Source organism: Nostoc sp. DSM 114159 (genome assembly GCF_053470285.1).
This window is the reverse complement of record NZ_JBPFEH010000001.1, coordinates 3,063,302-3,079,525: the sequence shown is the minus strand read 5'-3', so window position 1 is coordinate 3,079,525 and position 16,224 is coordinate 3,063,302. Positions and strand designations below refer to the sequence as shown.

The window sequence follows — 16,224 nt, the reverse complement described above, 5'->3', positions numbered from 1 at the left end:
TACGCATTCATCTGAAAAATTATCACTTTTTTACTCGGCACTCACTACTGTTTTAGTAACAGCATTATTACATAATTGTTTTACCTTTTCTGTTACCCAATCAACACGATCCTTTCCCCAAAACCTCTCACCTTCGACTACCCAAGTCGGCACTCCGGGACAGCCAAACTGTTCGTATTCTGCCAAAGCTGCCACTGCTGCAAGTTTTGCTGCTTCGCCGTGGATTAATTCAAGAATGCGATCGCCATTCAACCCAACATCATTTGCAACTTTCTTAATCACAGACTCATCGTTGACATCAAGTTGATCGATGTACGTCGCTCGAAAGAATGCGGCATCAAGCAGATGCTCCTTCCCTGTTCCACAAGCAGCGTAATAGGCTCTCGCGGGAAGTTCTTCACGACCAAACTTCATTTTCTCCCAGCGCTTGACCCATCTACCAAATTCTTCAAACTCCTTGAGCCGAATTTCAATGCCGTACTTTTTCGCCCACCGCAGACAATCTTCTTTGTGATAGGACGATAACACGGCGGTTTCACTTCGTCCTTGGAGATCGGCTACCTTTATCCCGCGCTCCTTCGGTATGTAAATTGGTCGTCGTTCAATATCAACAGGTAAACCCTGCAAAGCTTTTTCGGCAAGAGCAATACCAATATATGAATTTGACGAGTGGTATATCGAGTATGAGTATACTTTGATTCGCTGCGACATCTTGGCTACCGTAGCTACCTAACTCATAAATAATTTTTGAATTTATTTTTGCTGAAGCTTGTCAATTATACCTAAAATCAAGTCAAAGAGAAAGACTTTCCCAGTAATTTAATGCCCATTCAAATGAACGCTTATCAAACCTTTTACTAATTTGATATATCTCTTCCCAAGAATATACTTTTTTTGAAACTCTCTCTTGTGTGCCTGCTAAGTTGGAGATTACTATGTAGTATTTACCTCGTCCATGAACCTGCTTTTTGACTGTATCTACTACTCTACCTGCTGGTCTAAAAGTTATTTGAACATCATCAAGTGCTGGTTGCTTGCTCAGTGTTACTGCGGGATGACCTTCTGAGCATACACAGTCTCCTTCATCTTCAGGGTCTTGTTTATCCTTGAAAAGAGTCCACTGATGCCCAAAATCACACATATATGCTCTATATTCTTTCATATATTTTTGCTCTCCTACACTTTCTTAACTATTCACACTAAAGTACTTACTTCATCTGTAGTGTTGGCATTTTCCCTTTGAAAAAATCAAAATTTCCACCTAAAGGACAGTTTGCCAGTTCAATAAAGGAAGGTATCTGATTGCTACAGTCGCGGTGAAAAATACTAAGCTGGTAGATAGCACGTTAAAACTTTAGCGGAAATTCGCGATCGCATTCATCGGCGGTTTAGAGTTCCACATTGGCGAACTACCTGTAATTACATTATGTTTGATGCATTATCTGACCGTTTAGAAGCCGCCTGGAAAAAACTGCGGGGACAGGACAAAATTTCTCAATCCAACATTCAAGATGCATTGCGCGAAGTGCGCCGCGCCCTGTTGGAAGCAGATGTCAATCTCCAGGTAGTCAAAGATTTTATTAGCGAAGTCGAAGCCAAGGCACAAGGAGCCGAGGTGATTACCGGCGTGCGACCTGACCAACAGTTCATCAAAATTGTTCATGATGAGCTGGTGCAGGTGATGGGAGAAGAAAATGTTCCCATCGCAGAAGCCCAGGAACAGCCTACCATCGTGTTAATGGCTGGGTTGCAAGGTACTGGTAAAACCACAGCTACCGCTAAGTTAGCCTTACATTTGAGAAAATTAGAGCGTAGCTGCTTGTTGGTGGCGACAGACGTATATCGCCCAGCAGCGATCGATCAGTTGATAACGTTGGGTAAGCAAATTGACGTACCAGTATTTGAACTAGGAAGCGACGCCGATCCCGTAGAAATTGCAAGGCAAGGTGTAGAACGCGCCAGGGCAGAAGGTGTCAACACAGTAATTATTGATACTGCTGGACGCCTGCAAATTGACGAGGATATGATGGCGGAATTAGCCCGCATCAAAGCAACCGTCCAACCCGATGAAACTCTGTTGGTGGTGGACGCGATGACTGGTCAAGAAGCAGCCAATCTTACCCGCACCTTCCACGAACAGATTGGAATTACTGGAGCGATTCTCACCAAATTAGATGGTGATAGCCGTGGCGGTGCAGCGCTTTCAGTGCGAAAGATTTCGGGAGCGCCGATTAAATTTGTGGGTGTGGGTGAAAAAGTCGAGGCACTGCAACCGTTTTATCCCGATCGCATGGCATCGCGGATTCTCGGTATGGGCGATGTTCTCACTTTGGTAGAAAAAGCCCAAGAAGAGTTTGACTTAGCCGACGCTGAGAAAATGCAGGAGAAAATTTTGTCAGCGAAGTTTGACTTTACTGACTTTCTCAAGCAGTTGCGGATGCTAAAGAACATGGGTTCTCTGGGAGGCTTGATCAAGATGATTCCAGGGATGAACAAGCTTTCAGACGATCAACTCAAGCAGGGAGAAACCCAGTTAAAGCGCTGTGAGGCGATGATTAACTCCATGACTCGCCAAGAACGCCACGACCCCGATTTATTAGCCAGTTCTCCCAGTCGGCGGCGGCGGATTGCTGCTGGCTCAGGCTATAGAGAGTCAGATGTCAGCAAACTGGTGGGTGATTTCCAAAAAATGCGATCGCTCATGCAGCAAATGGGTCAAGGTAGCTTCCCTGGAATGCCGGGAATGTTCGGCGGTGGCGGCATAGGCAACGCCTTCGCTGGTGCTGGTAATCGTCCCGCAGCCCCCGGATGGCGAGGGTATGATGGTGCCTCAGCCACAAAAAAGAAAAAACCCAAAGATAAAAAGAAAAAAGGCTTTGGCAATCTTTAGTCATTCGTCATTAATAACCAATAACAAAGGACAAATGACAAAGGACTAATGACAAATAGCAGCAAATGCTAGGCAGTGCTAAAATTAGCATTTCGACCTCAGAATTTATTAGCAGAGGAAACTAACCCTTAATTTCTCGGCAGCAGCCAAATTTAGGTTACTTCCTCACCAATTAGTTGCTAACTAATATCTAACTACAGGAGAATGATTCTTCAACCATGATCAAACTGCGCTTGAAACGATTCGGTAAAAAGCGGGAAGCAAGTTACCGCATTGTCGCTATTAACAACCTTGCTCGCCGCGATGGCCGTCCCTTAGAAGAATTGGGATTTTATAACCCCAGAACTGATGAAGTGCGACTAGACGTTCCCGCCATCGTCAAGCGACTACAACAAGGCGCTCAACCTACTGACACCGTTCGTCGCATTCTAGTAAAAGCTAATGTTTTTGAGCAGGTCAGTGCAACAGCCGCATCATAATTTGAAAACAAAACTCCCAACAGCTAGCCCCAACTATGTTGAGCTGGTTCGGTTTTTGGTACAACCGTTTTTGGAATCTCCAGAAACATTAAGCGTCGATTGTGAAATTTCTCAGACCCTCAATCGGGTTTGGGTTCGCATCGCCTTTGAAAGCACAGATAAAGGAAAAGTGTTTGGTCGAGGGGGACGCAATATTCAGGCGATTCGTACAGTAATTGCCGCAGCCGCAGCCGCAGCTGGGCAATCAATATACCTGGATATCTACGGCAGCACCACGCCGGGCCGCGAGGGTATGTCTTTTGATGAAGAGACAGAAGAGCGATCGCCACCGCCGACTAAGAGAGAACCGCGAAATGATGGGCCTAAACCCATTGTTAAACCACGCCTCCGCTAGGTTGAAACCAGAGAGTAAATCTGAGCGGTTGTTGTTACCTCCGCTCAGAATTTTTATAAAAATGGAAAGTAACAAAAAGATTTTTAAATCTTTTTTTGAACTCTTCACCAGTAGGGGCTATGCCCTCACCCCCAGCCCCTCTCCCATGTTGGAAGAGGGGAGTAAATTCTCCAGTTCCCCTTCTCCCAACATGGGAGAAGGGGTTAGGGGATGCGGGCAAGCTGTACGCCCCTACGGACGATTAATCTGTTGCAAATCTTTTTCACAATGTAGGTAATAAAAGCATAATTTCGCCGTTAGCGAGAAAAATTAACCTTTGTCAAATACAGATCCTCACCAATTAAGAAATACTATGGCAGGTGCCTTAACAATTCAGCTGCCGAATATTACCAGTGCGATCGCTCTCGCTGGAGATGGAGAAGAAAATCTCAAAATCCTATCTCGGCAAACAGGAGCCGCTTTAGTACTACGCGGACAGGAATTAGTGATTTCTGGTACTGAAAAGCAAATTGATTTGGCCTCTCGATTAGTGCGATCGCTTGAAGACCTCTGGATTAAAGGCAATACTATTTCCAGTGCGGATATTTTAACAGCCCGTCAAGCCATAGATAGCGATCGGCAAGGGGAACTGCAAGATTTACAGCGAAATGTCCTCGCCAAAAGTCGCCGGGGTGAAGAAGTCCGTGCCAAAACCTTCCGCCAGCGCCAATATATTGACGCACTCCGCAAACGCGATCTCACCTTTGGCATTGGCCCTGCTGGTACCGGCAAGACTTATCTCGCTGTTGTTGTTGCTGTCCAAGCACTCCTTGCTAACCAATTTGAAAAGCTAATCTTAACTCGCCCTGCCGTCGAAGCTGGTGAAAAACTCGGTTTTTTGCCTGGAGACTTACAACAGAAAGTTAATCCCTATCTTCGCCCACTTTACGATGCTATTTATGAATTCATCGATCCAGAAAAAGTACCTAGTTTAATGGAACGCGGTGTGATTGAAGTCGCACCACTGGCCTATATGCGGGGACGCACCCTCAATAACGCCTTTGTAATTGTAGATGAAGCTCAAAATACTACACCTGCCCAGATGAAAATGGTTTTGACTCGTTTGGGTTTCCGTTCGCGGATGGTGATTACAGGCGACATGACACAAACTGATTTACCACTTCACCAACAATCAGGTTTAGGAGTGGCTTTACAAATTTTAAAACACGTTGAAGGTATTGCCTTTTGTGAATTTTCCCAAAGAGATGTTGTACGCCATCCTCTAGTTCAGCGTATTGTTGCTGCTTATGAACAATATGAAAAATAGTCATTAGTCATTGGTCATTGGTCATTAGTAAAAAAATTAAGAAATGACAAATGACAAATACTTCTCTACGAGAGGCTGCGCCAACGACTTCGCTCAGTACAAGTGACAAATGACAAATGACAAATGACAAATACTTCGACTTCGACTTCGCTCAGTACAAGTGACAAATGACAAATGACTACAACATTAAAAGAATTTTTAGAAGCTTGCGAGACTTTGGGAACTTTGCGTTTAATTGTGACTAGCAGCGCTGCTGTATTAGAAGCACGAGGCAAAATAGAAAAATTATTTTATGCAGAATTACCTAAAGGTAAGTATGCGAATATGCACACCGAAGGCTTTGAGTTTCACTTGAATATGGATAAAATCACTCAGGTGAAATTTGAAACAGGTGAAGCGAAAAGAGGTAACTTTACAACCTATGCCATTCGGTTTTTAGATGATAAACAGGAGTATGCTTTAAGCCTCTTTTTACAATGGGGTAAACCAGGAGAATATGAACTAGGACAAGTGGAAGCTTGGGAAACTTTAAAAGAGAAGTATGGGGAAGTTTGGCAACCTTTACCAGCAGAAATTTAATACAGCTAAACTGATAGGGGTGGAGGAAATCGGATATCTGCACTGAACTGCTCGATATTAACGCTGCGATGAATCGGTAAAACATATTCTAAATTTTCGTGAGGGCTGGGAATAATGTGATTAGAAAGTACCTCGCCACCGTTAACTCGCAGCACCGCCTTTAATCCTGCTGTCACTGCTACATTCACCTCGCCTATAGCTCCTCGAATTAAAACAGTAATTCGTCCCAAATCAGTGTTTTCATAACCAACAAGGGTTACACGGGCAGCTTTACACATAGCATCTCCCACTTCCACTGCTGTGGGAACGCCATAAACTTCAATCATGCCTAATGCCAATGTCATGCTATCACTATAAATTCGGGATAGGGCTAATTATCTCACTACAAAGTTTTAATTTATTACAGAAAATTATTTAATTTTTAATCGATAAACAATAACCATTAAATACAAAACTGCTAATGCTTGTAATGAAGGTAATTTGGAGTTTTTGCTTGCTGTTTTTATTCCTTCTGTGGGGTGGTGAAGCTTTTGCAGGAGAGTTGTCTCAAAGGTTAGCAAATTTTCCCCAATGGGAAAAACTAACTTCAGTGCAACCGGCTTCAGGTGATTTAGTTTACCCTGAATGGATGGCTGGAACTTGGAAAGTTACAAGTACCTTAGTAGATTTAGCTGCGCCTTTAGCACCAGAGATTGTAACTCCAGGATTTGAAGGTAATCGCCGACAATTAAATCAACCTGTGAGTTTTGTAGTAAGATTTGTGAAACAGCAACCATCTATTTCTGGATTAAAAATACTTCCTCAGATAGGTTACAAATCCCCAATTTTAGTAGCGGATAGAGCGTTTAATAGCTTGAATTTGGCAAGAGCTTATTTAGGGGATAAAGCAGTGTTATCAGTCAAAGTAGATCCAGATTCACCTAATCGTCAAATTACGTTCTTGCGTAGCAGTCGCCAACTAGTTTCTATTGTGACTGCACGTGCTACAGAAACTACTCCTGATGGCAAGTTCATCACCACAGAAGTGTTTCAACAACTATTTAAAGGCGGTTCGCGCCCCTATTTAAACTCTGTAGAATCGACTACGGCTTATCATCAAGTTTCAACATCTAATCCGGCGATTGAAGCAGATCAAGTTACTGCTGTCTATCTTTCACCCCAAGATCCAGATTACTTTAAAGCTGGTTCTCGACCAGTTGCTCTCTATCGCTATCGCCTCGAATTTTTCCCTCAAGAGCTACCAACTACTCCCAAAGAGTGATTTGTCATCTATCTCTTGATCGCTTTGTAATACAGTTGTAGTATATAAATTCCAAGTTTTCGATCGCGCTCTTGGACGGTGTGCATCATGGCCAAATTTCAAGATATTGTCAATTACTTTCGCTCTTACTGGAAAGTGAGTGTTTTCAGTATTACAGCATCCAGCGTTTACGAAATTATTGATTTGGTTGTTCCTTATGCGATCGGGCAGATATTAAACGTTTTGTCTGCTCAACCCTTGGACAAACCACTTCAAAGTGCGATCGCAACTTTTTCGGACATTACCAATTACCCAGTTAATAAAACTCTATCTTTGGGTGTATTACTGGGTTTAATTTTCGTTGTCACTGTAGTGAGAGCGCCAACACAACCCTGGTTAACCAATTGGTTTCATTGGGATATAGCTTTCAGGTCGCGTCGAGAAAAAAACGAAACAGCGATCGCTAAAGTTCTGACTCTGCCACTAGAATTTTATGATGAAAATAACCCTGGACGCATTGCCGGCAGAGTAGCTAGAGGTGTTGCTAACCACACTTGGGTATATCCCGAAGTTACCGGACAGTTGATTCCTAAATTGGCTCGTGTGCTGGGTATTTTTGTGTTTATCTTGTTCATTGAGTGGCGGATTGCAATTTTATATCTAATTTCCTTTGTAATTATTCTCAGCTTCAGCTTGAGGAGTTTACAACAGCTCATTAGGTACGAAAGTCGTCTGGATAAGTATGCAGAGGACACCGAAAGTCGCACTTCCGAATTAATCACCAATATCAAAACGGTAAAAGCATTTGCTACAGAAGCTAGGGAACTGAAGCGGCAAAAGCAACGTTTGGATCGAGAATTAACGGTGCTTGATTATCGCATCCACAAAGGTTATACGATATTGGGTACTTGGCAAAGAACCGTAATTCAGTTTTGTGTGTTTACAATTCTGGGTTTGACTTTAGCAGCAACAGTAAATGGGAAAATTTCTCTCGGTCACTTTGTCATGACCTTAACTCTTTCTAGCATGGCTTATGCCGAATTAGAACCTATTGGTAGCTTGGCAGAAGTTTTTGCCCGTCGTTATTCTTCTATGCTGCGGTTTCACGAATTTCTCCAAGAGCCAACTGCATCCGATTCAGCTAGTCTTTTAGAAGAAAGCTACCAGACAGAATCACCTTATAAATTTACTGGAAAAGTTGAGTTATCTCATATTAGTTTTGGATATGATGCCAACCGTCAAGTTTTGCAAGATATTAACTTGTTGATTGAGCCATACCAAACAGTAGCATTAGTGGGGCGTTCCGGTTCTGGTAAGTCTACTTTAGTGAAATTGCTGTTGCGATATTTTGAACCTCAAGCAGGTCAAATTCTGATTGATGGTCAAGATATTCGCACTTTGGATGTGGGTAAGTATAGACGAAGGCTAGCGATCGTTCACCAAGAAGTAGACGTTTTCAACGGTACTATCTTGGATAACCTCACCTACGGCAGACCAAATGCCACTTTCGAGCAGGTTCAGGAAGCCTGTAGAATTGCCAGAGTCGATGAAGTAGTGCAGCACTTACCCAAAGGTTATTACACTGTCGTGGGAGAACGAGGTGTCAGGTTATCTGGAGGACAAAGACAACGTTTGGGAATTGCTAGAGCGTTGTTAGTGGAACCAGACGTGCTGGTTTTTGACGAAGCTACCTCTAGTTTAGATTATGAGTCTGAGCGTTCAATTCAGCTAGCGATGCGATCGATTCAAGGCACTTGCACCACCATTGTTATTGCCCACCGTTTAAGCACAGTCCGGGAAGCTGATAAAATTGTCGTTCTAGAGCAAGGAAAGATTGTAGAAATGGGTAGCCACGATGAACTCTTGCGTCACGAGGGTATTTACCGCCGCTTGCACTCCCTACAAGAAACAGGAGAACTCCTGAGTTAGGGGACATACACATTTTGGATTTTTGATTGGCCCCACAAATGAATCTGCCTGATTAAATCGACTTTATTCACAATAAGGTCGATTTTTTATAGATATCTTCAGAAATTAAATATGTGTTATCTAAAACTCTTTCGCGCTTATTCGGTGGTATAACTAATATTATCAAGTGGGGAATTTGCTCCTATTCCCCAAGAAAAGCGTTAGCCATTGAAATTAGTTTTACGCCCTTTCGTGAAGCGTGATAAGTAAAGTAAATAATCCATTCCCTACTGCTGGAATACTAATCACTAATCGAAGTCTTCCAATCAGAAAAAACTAAGATTTGCTCTTATCTGCTTCTTTCTGTGCCGCCTCACTGTATTTTTTATAAAGTTGAGTACGAATTTTAGCTTCTTGATAACGGCTGTGGGTTTGTGGTACAGTACTCATTAAATCTGAAGCCCGTTGCCACTTAGCAGCAATCTCTAACCACTGAGTTGAGGTTGTAGCTGTTTTTCCAGATGCAGAAGCTTGGTTGGCAATTCGCACAGATATTTGAAATGGATCGTCAGAAGGCTCAGAAAAGCTATTGTTAGGAGCGCGAGATGATGTTTGGGCTTTGCTATCGTTAGTGTTTTCTGTAGTTAAAGATTTGGAAGTTTCTGGTTGTATTAGGTTTTTCAATTTATTACCTAGCTGGGCATAAACAACCCAACTAAGCAATAACAGCGAGCATAAACCAGCTGCTGCTAATATCTTTGTTTTAGGTTTATTTTTGTATTTTTCTTTGTTGATGAGTACTAAAGGACGAGAAACTTGAGTTTTCGGATAATTTGGTTTTCCTAGTTCAGCTTGAGCTTCTGTGAAATCTTTAATTAATTGCTTTACAACATTTGGCTGAATTAATGTAATTTCCTGTGACCAAAGCAATTGATTTTCGCGATCGCTATCTATTTCTTTTAACCATAGCAATTGTTGTTCTCGAACAATCCGACTGTTGATTTTAACACGGCGAATGTGACGCGGGGCGATAGACTCAAGAATTTGCTGGATTTGTTCTACCAGGGGAGATTGCTCAAGTTGCTCTACTTTAGCTGCCTCACACAGAATTTGTAAGACACCATCAGAAAAAATGGCTCTAGTTCTGACACAAGACTGAGCTAGCTTTTCGTTCAATAGCTGAATAATCGCCGCAACGCTGCCTTGGTGAGCTTGCCAAGCGATATCGTTTATCCGGTCTACCACCTGAAATTTAGTGATAGCTCTTCCACCCTGAGTGATTAACGTATTCATTAATTTAGGGACTCTTTTTTACTGACCTCGATCTTGTCTTCGATTTTACGAGTAAAAAGATGAGTTGCCAAATAATATCATAAATATGGAAATCTGGAGCCTTCCTTTTTGGTTTGCTAAGGACGCTTGCTGATGCTCAGTTAATTTGTACGCTTCTGAGCCTTGAAAACGTGCAATTCTCCGGCTGAAACTCTGCTTTTCAGGTAAGGGCCATGCTGACGGAGGAGTTACCTGTTTGACATAATACACGATCGCGTCTTTTTGGGTAGGCATCGCCTTTAATCAGAATATACTCTGTTCCCAATGCGAAGCGCCGACGAGCAAGCGATCGCAAAGTTCATAAACTAAACAAAATAGTCGTATCGGGATACTTTTGTGAGGAATTATCGTTTTTTTTAGCTTTTTGCCACAATGGCAATACCAAATAGCACAGCGATCGTTACATTAGAAGATATATAAATAAAAATCAACAATGATTTTTTTTCGTTCGCAGTTCACACAAAATCATGAGTGCAAGTACCATTATTTCCGATAATCCCTTACTCCAAGGCACTGGTTTACCTCAATTTACAGAGATTAAACCAGAACGAGTAGTACCCGCCTTCAATCAGCTGCTAGCAGAACTTGACCAGCAACTTGCCACTTTAGAAGCTAATGTACAGCCGACTTGGAGTGGTTTAGTAGAACCCTTAGAAAAGCTGACGGAACGGCTTACCTGGAGTTGGGGGGTGGTAAATCATTTAATGGGTGTTAAAAATAGCCCGGAACTGCGCGAAGCTCATGAAATCGTACAGCCACTAGTCGTACAATTTATCAACAAACTCGGTCAAAGCCAACCCATCTACAATGCTTTTAAGGCACTCCGTAGCAGTGATAATTGGGCAACTTTAGAATTAGCTCAACAGCGCATTGTGGAAGCCGCCATTCGAGATGCAGAACTTTCTGGTGTTGGCTTAAAAGGAGAGATCAGAGACCGTTTCAACGCCATTCAGATGGAGTTGGCAGAACTTTCTACTAAATTCTCTAACCATGTACTTGATGCTACGAAAGCCTTTAGCTTAACCCTGACAACAAAAGCGGAAATTGACGGTTTACCACCAAGTTTGGTGAGTTTAGCTGCTCAAGCTGCACGTGCGGCAAAAGAAGAGAACGCCACACCAGAAAATGGCCCTTGGCGCATTACTTTAGACTTTCCCAGTTACGGCCCTTTCATGCAGCACAGCACCCGTCGAGATTTGCGCGAACAGCTCTACAAAGCTCATATCACTCGCGCTTCTAGTGGCGATTTAGATAATAACCCGTTAATTGTGCGTATTTTGGAGTTACGGCAAGAACTCGCAGAGATACTTGGCTTTAAAAGTTTTGCCGAGTTGAGCCTTGCAAGTAAAATGGCTCCTAATGTTGAGGCAGTCGAAGCACTATTAGAAGAACTACGCCAAGCCAGTTATGATGCTGCTGTCAAAGACTTAAAAGAACTTCAAGCTTTTGCTGCATCTTATGGAGAAGAATATCAAGATTTAAAACATTGGGACATCAGCTTTTGGGCAGAACGCCAACGAGAAGCAAAATTTGCCTTTACCGCTGAAGAATTACGTCCCTATTTTCCCCTTCCCCAAGTGCTAGATGGCTTGTTTGGACTTGTTAAGCGGCTATTTGGTGTTACAGTAACCTCTGCCGATGGTCAAGCCCCAGTATGGCATGAAGATGTCCGTTATTTCCAAATAGCCGATGAAACTGGTTCTCCTATTGCTTATTTCTACTTAGATCCCTATAGCCGTCCAGCAGAAAAACGTGGTGGTGCTTGGATGGATGTATGCATCAATCGTGGCAAAACTGAAAATGGTGCAACTGCCATCCGGTTGCCTGTGGCTTATTTGATATGTAACCAAACTCCCCCAGTAGATGGCAAGCCGAGTTTGATGACTTTCTATGAAGTAGAGACTTTGTTCCACGAGTTTGGTCACGGATTGCACCACATGCTTACCAAGGTTGACTATGCTGGAGCCGCAGGTATCAATAATGTGGAATGGGATGCAGTGGAACTACCCAGTCAGTTTATGGAGAACTGGTGTTATGAGCGACCGACTTTGTTTGGTATGGCTAAACATTACGAAACTGGAGAAGCCCTACCAGAGCATTATTATCAAAAGCTGCTAGCGGCGCGTAATTATATGAGTGGTACTGGTATGTTACGGCAAATTCACCTTAGCAGTGTTGATTTAGAACTACACTACCGCTATCGTTCCGGCAGCAATGAAACTCCAGCAGATGTGCGTCATCGCATAGCTAAGACTACTACTGTTTTACCACCACTTCCAGAAGATTCAATATTGTGTTCTTTTGGGCACATTTTTGAGGGTGGCTATGCAGCAGGTTACTACAGTTATAAATGGGCTGAAGTCCTTAGTGCTGATGCTTTTGCCGCTTTTGAAGAAGCTGGGCTAGAAAATGAAGAAGCTATAAAAGCTACAGGTCGGCGTTATCGGGATACGGTATTAGCACTCGGTGGTAGCAAGCATCCAATGGAGGTGTTTAAAACTTTCCGGGGTCGTGAACCAAGTACGATCGCTTTGCTCAGGCACAATGGTTTAGTAAGTGCTGCTGCAAACTAAGTAACACATCTGTGGAGATGTTGTATTGCAACGTCTCTACACCAAAATTTTTGCTTATACCAATTCAATTAATGATTGCAACACATCTGGCGTCAAGTAAAGACGCGATGAATCGCGTCTCTACAAGTGGTCTATTTCTTGCATTCTTTTTTCCTCGTTTAAGGTGTTCCTGGAACAATGGGTTCTCCGGCAACATCATCTAAGCGGATGCTGCCTAACAAATTTCGCCACTCTGCTTTCAGGGCTGCATCTTGAGGATTTTTTTGACGCAGTTCAGCTAACGTCGTCAGTGCCTCGTACCATATCCCATTTTGGGCGTAGATAGCATAGCGCTTTAGAGGTTCTGCCGTTTCTAGTTGTTTGACTGTTGCTTGACTAAGGTTAACTCGTTTTATTACCCCTTCAACAAAACTTGGGGGAGCATTCTTTTCTTTGTCACAGTTAATGGTGAAAAACCAACGGTATTGTTGGCCTACTGCTAAAGTGGGGGCAGTGCTAGGCAAAGAAACGCGGATGATTCCGGGCTTATCCGGTAGAGCGATCGCTTTTTTGTATACCTCGTTAGCGTCTGGATCTTGCAGGACAAATTCAACTGTATAGGGCGAATCTTTGGTATATGGCACATAGAAAAACCAACTTGGATGTTCTACTGTTGTTTGTCCCCAGACATTAATCACTGAGTTAGCTTCCTGAGTAAAGGGTACTAAAGCAGTCAAGTCAATTTCAGGTGAAGGACATCCACTAGGCCCCCCGCGCTTTGCTCCACCACGAACGCGACCTCCCGGAGGTGAGCCAGCTGGAATTGGAGGTTGAGTAAAAGTTGTGGCTTGAGCAAGGGTTGTTTTAGCGTCAGAGCGATTAGGAGTTGTTTTTGCCAGTATTGGAGTCAGACTAACTAATAAGCTTGTACAACTAAAAGCTACTACTAAAAACAGTTTTATCGGTTGTGAATTTAAATTCATAGAAACCTGACCTCATAGGATTTTAGATTTTAGATTTTAGATTTTAGATTTTAGATTTTATATTGGGCACAAGAGGCACAGGGGCAAAGGGAAAAAACTTACTGCAACTTCTCCCCTGCTCCCTTGCCCCCTGCCCCCTGCTCCCTTGCTTCTTCCCCATTCCCCGCCCGGACTTTTGTTTTTGAATTATTATAAATTGACATCAAAACCCCCATAGCTACTAACGATAAAGCCGACGGTACGAAAGGCACCCAAGCACCCGAAATGAACAGACCAAAGCAAAGTACATACAAAACGCTAGAAGCAACACCCATTGCCAACGCCAACCAGGGTAATGAAAGTCTGCGCCAAGCTAACACTCCCCCAATCAAAGACCATCCCCAAATCCAGACGACCTCAGCCCACAATGACCAAGCGCGCAGCAACGGCCGTCCATCCTGAACTGCACCAAGGATCTGGCTGACCATGTGAGCTTGTACTAGTACTCCTGGCATTTGCTCATCTAAAGGAATGCCATAAGGTGTAGACCAAGTGTCTGGAGAATCCCCCTTTGCAGTCACACCAATCAAAACAATCCGGTTTTTGATGGCGTTAGGGTTAACCGGACCAGATAAAAATTGCGTTAGCGTTACCTGTTCGGCTATTTCTTTTGAAGAACGATAGTTGAGTAAGATTTGACCGCCATTAGCATCGATACCTTGATAGCCACCAGTACGAGACTTCAGATTCTCAAAAATAGTCTTACCCAACTGCAAATTTCCTTCAGGGGTGAACTTTGTTTGAATTCCTAAAGGGCGCAGATAAAGGGATGCTAGTTGTAAACTGAAGGAATATGGAGTAAAACACGATGATGTCGTCTCTTGATTCATGAACAGAAGATGCCGACGAATAACTCCATCGCGATCGTGAATAAAGTCACTGAATCCCAGATTTGCTGGAGGGATTTCTGGTGGCGGCTTAATGCCTTTGATATTTCCTGTGCGATCGCTTCCCTTGCATACGCCAACCAAGTTCTGAGTTTGCTGGAGACGAGTAATTAAATCTGGCTCTTTGGCCTGAAAATCACGGTAGACATCCAAGCCGATCGCGCGGGGTTGGTATTGATTCAGTTTTGCTAAGAGTTTATTCAGAGATTTTTCAGAAATAGAAGCTCCAATTAAGGACTCGCCATTTTGTCTTTGAATTGCTAAATCCTCATCGTCAATTGTAATAATTAACAGTCGGGGATCGAGTCCTTCGGCGGGGCGCGATCGCATCATTAGGTCATAGGCTTGAATCTCTGGATTTTCTAGCAATCCCACCAATCTCACGCCAAAAACCAAAGCTGTAACTGCCAAGCTGGATAATACAATTCTCTTAAATTTGCGTCTGTTAGACAAAGGTAAATTTGCTGGCTCTTCATCTTCAGATTTTGTAGACCTTAATTCATCCCAAGTCGGTGGTATCTGCGCCGGATTTTGGCAAATTACTGGTAGCCAAGTCGCACAAGGAAATCTATCTTCAAGTCCTTGCAAGCGTTCCCGCGCTTGGCGTACCGCTTGATATAAAGACTCGCCACCGGCAAAGCCTTGGAGAAAATATTTTAAAAACTCCTTGGCAACCTGGTCTGGGACGGGTTCGCGCATGACAATTATTTGAGGAATTTGCAAATCAGCTAATTCTCGCGCCAATCCCAATCCATCACAGGAGTTGAATATAGCTAATTGCAAACCATTTTCAATGGCTTTTTTGAGAGCGTACTTTAACTCGCCAATGGTAAGACTATCAGTTCTATTCAGATAAATTCGTCCGCTTTCGCCATTTCCTTGACTGGAACTGTGTCCGGCAAAGAAGAGAATATCCCAGTTTTTTCCCCAGAGATGCTCAGTCAAGTCCTTACGTTGTGGTTCTACCAAAAAGCTCACCTTTGCGTTACTACACTGTTGCAGTAAAGCTCGATCGGCTTGGGTGTCAATCCCTTTACTATTGCCGACAATTGCCAAAATATTGACTAATTGATTGAGAGTGCGTGGCTTGTGAATGCGATCGTAGGATGGTGAAGAAAGGGCAATTTCAGCTTTGGGATAGCGTTCTAACAAGTCCCAAAGATGCCAAGGTAATAGCTGCAATTGGCTATTTTCTGTTTGCAGAATTACCCGTACTTCGTCGCTGGATGATAATTTTTCTAACCATTTTTCCCTCAACGGGCGAAACTCCTCTGCTCGCAGCCAGGTATTAAAGCGTGCGCGCAAAATATGAGAAGCGTTTTCGCAGTCTTGCACCATTGATACATTCGTCACCTGCATTTTGTCAGCATGGAGGCGATAACGATTGCCTATTTGCCGATAACTAGACTGCCAATGACTATAATAGAGCGGCATTTCCGGGAATGAAGGGAGCCTCCCGGTGATTTCGGTTGTAGCACGCTCGTGTTCTTCACCAATTTGGAGGGTGACAGCAAACCCCTGCTCAAAACTACCCTCTCCAAATTTGATCGCCACTAATTTACCCATAACCGTCGCTATTTCCCCATGCAAGATCGTGCCCTGTTCTCATGTCCGATCGCAAGCTTCACAAGTCTC

The 16,224-nt window shown here is 43.3% G+C and carries 15 protein-coding genes; 8 read left to right on the top strand and 7 right to left on the bottom strand.

The genetic code is table 11. From position 1 onward, the window contains the following. Positions 1-30 precede the first annotated feature (30 nt). Both ACR5KR_RS12665 and ACR5KR_RS12660 read right to left on the bottom strand, forming a co-directional pair. Positions 31-711 carry a 2-hydroxychromene-2-carboxylate isomerase gene (locus tag ACR5KR_RS12665; protein WP_448266762.1) on the bottom strand — a complete coding sequence of 227 codons (681 nt, stop codon included), beginning with the start codon at positions 709-711 and terminating at the stop codon, positions 31-33. A gap of 82 nt (positions 712-793) precedes the next feature. Continuing rightward, positions 794-1,162 (bottom strand): hypothetical protein, encoded by a 369-nt coding sequence (locus ACR5KR_RS12660; RefSeq protein WP_445626233.1) that lies wholly within the window; start codon positions 1,160-1,162, stop codon positions 794-796. A 264-nt stretch (positions 1,163-1,426) separates the two neighbouring features. Here ACR5KR_RS12660 and ffh point away from each other — a divergent pair, with 264 nt between their 5' ends. The 5 genes from ffh (at position 1,427) to ACR5KR_RS12635 (ending at position 5,648) form a co-directional block, all read left to right on the top strand. Further along, positions 1,427-2,890, top strand: coding sequence for a signal recognition particle protein (gene ffh, locus ACR5KR_RS12655; protein ID WP_448266761.1), 1,464 nt, complete (start codon positions 1,427-1,429; stop codon positions 2,888-2,890). A 218-nt stretch (positions 2,891-3,108) separates the two neighbouring features. After that, positions 3,109-3,369 carry a 30S ribosomal protein S16 gene (gene rpsP, locus ACR5KR_RS12650; protein ID WP_292783039.1) on the top strand — a complete coding sequence of 87 codons (261 nt, stop codon included), beginning with the start codon at positions 3,109-3,111 and terminating at the stop codon, positions 3,367-3,369. Continuing rightward, on the top strand, positions 3,332-3,763 hold the full coding sequence (locus tag ACR5KR_RS12645; protein ID WP_445626235.1) for a KH domain-containing protein: 432 nt from the start codon (positions 3,332-3,334) through the stop codon (positions 3,761-3,763). Before rpsP ends, ACR5KR_RS12645 begins: the two co-directional genes overlap by 38 nt. A gap of 352 nt (positions 3,764-4,115) precedes the next feature. Beyond that, on the top strand, positions 4,116-5,069 hold the full coding sequence (locus tag ACR5KR_RS12640) for a PhoH family protein (RefSeq protein ID WP_445626236.1): 954 nt from the start codon (positions 4,116-4,118) through the stop codon (positions 5,067-5,069). A gap of 174 nt (positions 5,070-5,243) precedes the next feature. Then, complete coding sequence (locus ACR5KR_RS12635; protein WP_448266760.1) at positions 5,244-5,648, top strand: ChuX/HutX family heme-like substrate-binding protein; 405 nt, start codon at positions 5,244-5,246, stop codon at positions 5,646-5,648. A gap of 5 nt (positions 5,649-5,653) precedes the next feature. Here the strand turns inward: ACR5KR_RS12635 and ACR5KR_RS12630 are convergent, their stop codons facing one another. Then, positions 5,654-5,992 (bottom strand): carbon dioxide-concentrating mechanism protein CcmK, encoded by a 339-nt coding sequence (locus ACR5KR_RS12630; protein ID WP_448266759.1) that lies wholly within the window; start codon positions 5,990-5,992, stop codon positions 5,654-5,656. Positions 5,993-6,108: 116 nt separating this feature from the next. On the opposite strand from ACR5KR_RS12630, the gene ACR5KR_RS12625 reads away from it, so the two are divergent. Together ACR5KR_RS12625 and ACR5KR_RS12620 are read left to right on the top strand one after the other, a co-directional pair. After that, the gene (locus ACR5KR_RS12625; RefSeq protein WP_448266758.1) at positions 6,109-6,909 is read left to right on the top strand and encodes a DUF6816 family protein; all 801 of its coding nucleotides are present in this window, start codon (positions 6,109-6,111) and stop codon (positions 6,907-6,909) included. 87 nt (positions 6,910-6,996) lie between these two features. Next, entirely contained in the window at positions 6,997-8,817 is a 1,821-nt protein-coding gene (locus ACR5KR_RS12620) for an ABC transporter ATP-binding protein (RefSeq protein WP_448266757.1), read from the top strand. Positions 8,818-9,132: 315 nt separating this feature from the next. Here ACR5KR_RS12620 and ACR5KR_RS12615 read toward each other — a convergent pair whose 3' ends face one another. Next, the gene (locus ACR5KR_RS12615) at positions 9,133-10,089 is read right to left on the bottom strand and encodes a hypothetical protein (RefSeq protein ID WP_448266756.1); all 957 of its coding nucleotides are present in this window, start codon (positions 10,087-10,089) and stop codon (positions 9,133-9,135) included. A gap of 45 nt (positions 10,090-10,134) precedes the next feature. Beyond that, positions 10,135-10,362, bottom strand: a complete 228-nt coding sequence (locus ACR5KR_RS12610) for a hypothetical protein (protein ID WP_448266755.1) — start codon at positions 10,360-10,362, stop codon at positions 10,135-10,137. Between the two features lie 233 nt (positions 10,363-10,595). On the opposite strand from ACR5KR_RS12610, the gene ACR5KR_RS12605 reads away from it, so the two are divergent. Beyond that, a complete protein-coding gene (locus tag ACR5KR_RS12605) occupies positions 10,596-12,701 on the top strand; it encodes a M3 family metallopeptidase (protein ID WP_448266754.1) in 2,106 nt (701 codons plus the stop codon). 158 nt (positions 12,702-12,859) lie between these two features. On the opposite strand, the gene ACR5KR_RS12600 is transcribed toward ACR5KR_RS12605, so the two are convergent. Then, positions 12,860-13,663 (bottom strand): DUF928 domain-containing protein, encoded by an 804-nt coding sequence (locus ACR5KR_RS12600; RefSeq protein WP_448266753.1) that lies wholly within the window; start codon positions 13,661-13,663, stop codon positions 12,860-12,862. Positions 13,664-13,761: 98 nt separating this feature from the next. Then, entirely contained in the window at positions 13,762-16,155 is a 2,394-nt protein-coding gene (locus ACR5KR_RS12595) for a CHASE2 domain-containing protein (protein WP_448266752.1), read from the bottom strand. Between the last annotated feature and the right edge of the window lie 69 nt (positions 16,156-16,224).

Bases quoted from the DNA above. Each gene is read 5' to 3' on its own strand.
- ACR5KR_RS12665 (WP_448266762.1), bottom strand. From the start codon at position 711: ATGTCGCAGCGAATCAAAGTATACTCATACTCGATATACCACTCGTCA.
- ACR5KR_RS12660 (WP_445626233.1), bottom strand. From the start codon at position 1,162: ATGAAAGAATATAGAGCATATATGTGTGATTTTGGGCATCAGTGGACT.
- ffh (WP_448266761.1), top strand. From the start codon at position 1,427: ATGTTTGATGCATTATCTGACCGTTTAGAAGCCGCCTGGAAAAAACTG.
- rpsP (WP_292783039.1), top strand. From the start codon at position 3,109: ATGATCAAACTGCGCTTGAAACGATTCGGTAAAAAGCGGGAAGCAAGT.
- ACR5KR_RS12645 (WP_445626235.1), top strand. From the start codon at position 3,332: ATGTTTTTGAGCAGGTCAGTGCAACAGCCGCATCATAATTTGAAAACA.
- ACR5KR_RS12640 (WP_445626236.1), top strand. From the start codon at position 4,116: ATGGCAGGTGCCTTAACAATTCAGCTGCCGAATATTACCAGTGCGATC.
- ACR5KR_RS12635 (WP_448266760.1), top strand. From the start codon at position 5,244: ATGACTACAACATTAAAAGAATTTTTAGAAGCTTGCGAGACTTTGGGA.
- ACR5KR_RS12630 (WP_448266759.1), bottom strand. From the start codon at position 5,992: ATGACATTGGCATTAGGCATGATTGAAGTTTATGGCGTTCCCACAGCA.
- ACR5KR_RS12625 (WP_448266758.1), top strand. From the start codon at position 6,109: ATGCTTGTAATGAAGGTAATTTGGAGTTTTTGCTTGCTGTTTTTATTC.
- ACR5KR_RS12620 (WP_448266757.1), top strand. From the start codon at position 6,997: ATGGCCAAATTTCAAGATATTGTCAATTACTTTCGCTCTTACTGGAAA.
- ACR5KR_RS12615 (WP_448266756.1), bottom strand. From the start codon at position 10,089: ATGAATACGTTAATCACTCAGGGTGGAAGAGCTATCACTAAATTTCAG.
- ACR5KR_RS12610 (WP_448266755.1), bottom strand. From the start codon at position 10,362: ATGCCTACCCAAAAAGACGCGATCGTGTATTATGTCAAACAGGTAACT.
- ACR5KR_RS12605 (WP_448266754.1), top strand. From the start codon at position 10,596: ATGAGTGCAAGTACCATTATTTCCGATAATCCCTTACTCCAAGGCACT.
- ACR5KR_RS12600 (WP_448266753.1), bottom strand. From the start codon at position 13,663: ATGAATTTAAATTCACAACCGATAAAACTGTTTTTAGTAGTAGCTTTT.
- ACR5KR_RS12595 (WP_448266752.1), bottom strand. From the start codon at position 16,155: ATGGGTAAATTAGTGGCGATCAAATTTGGAGAGGGTAGTTTTGAGCAG.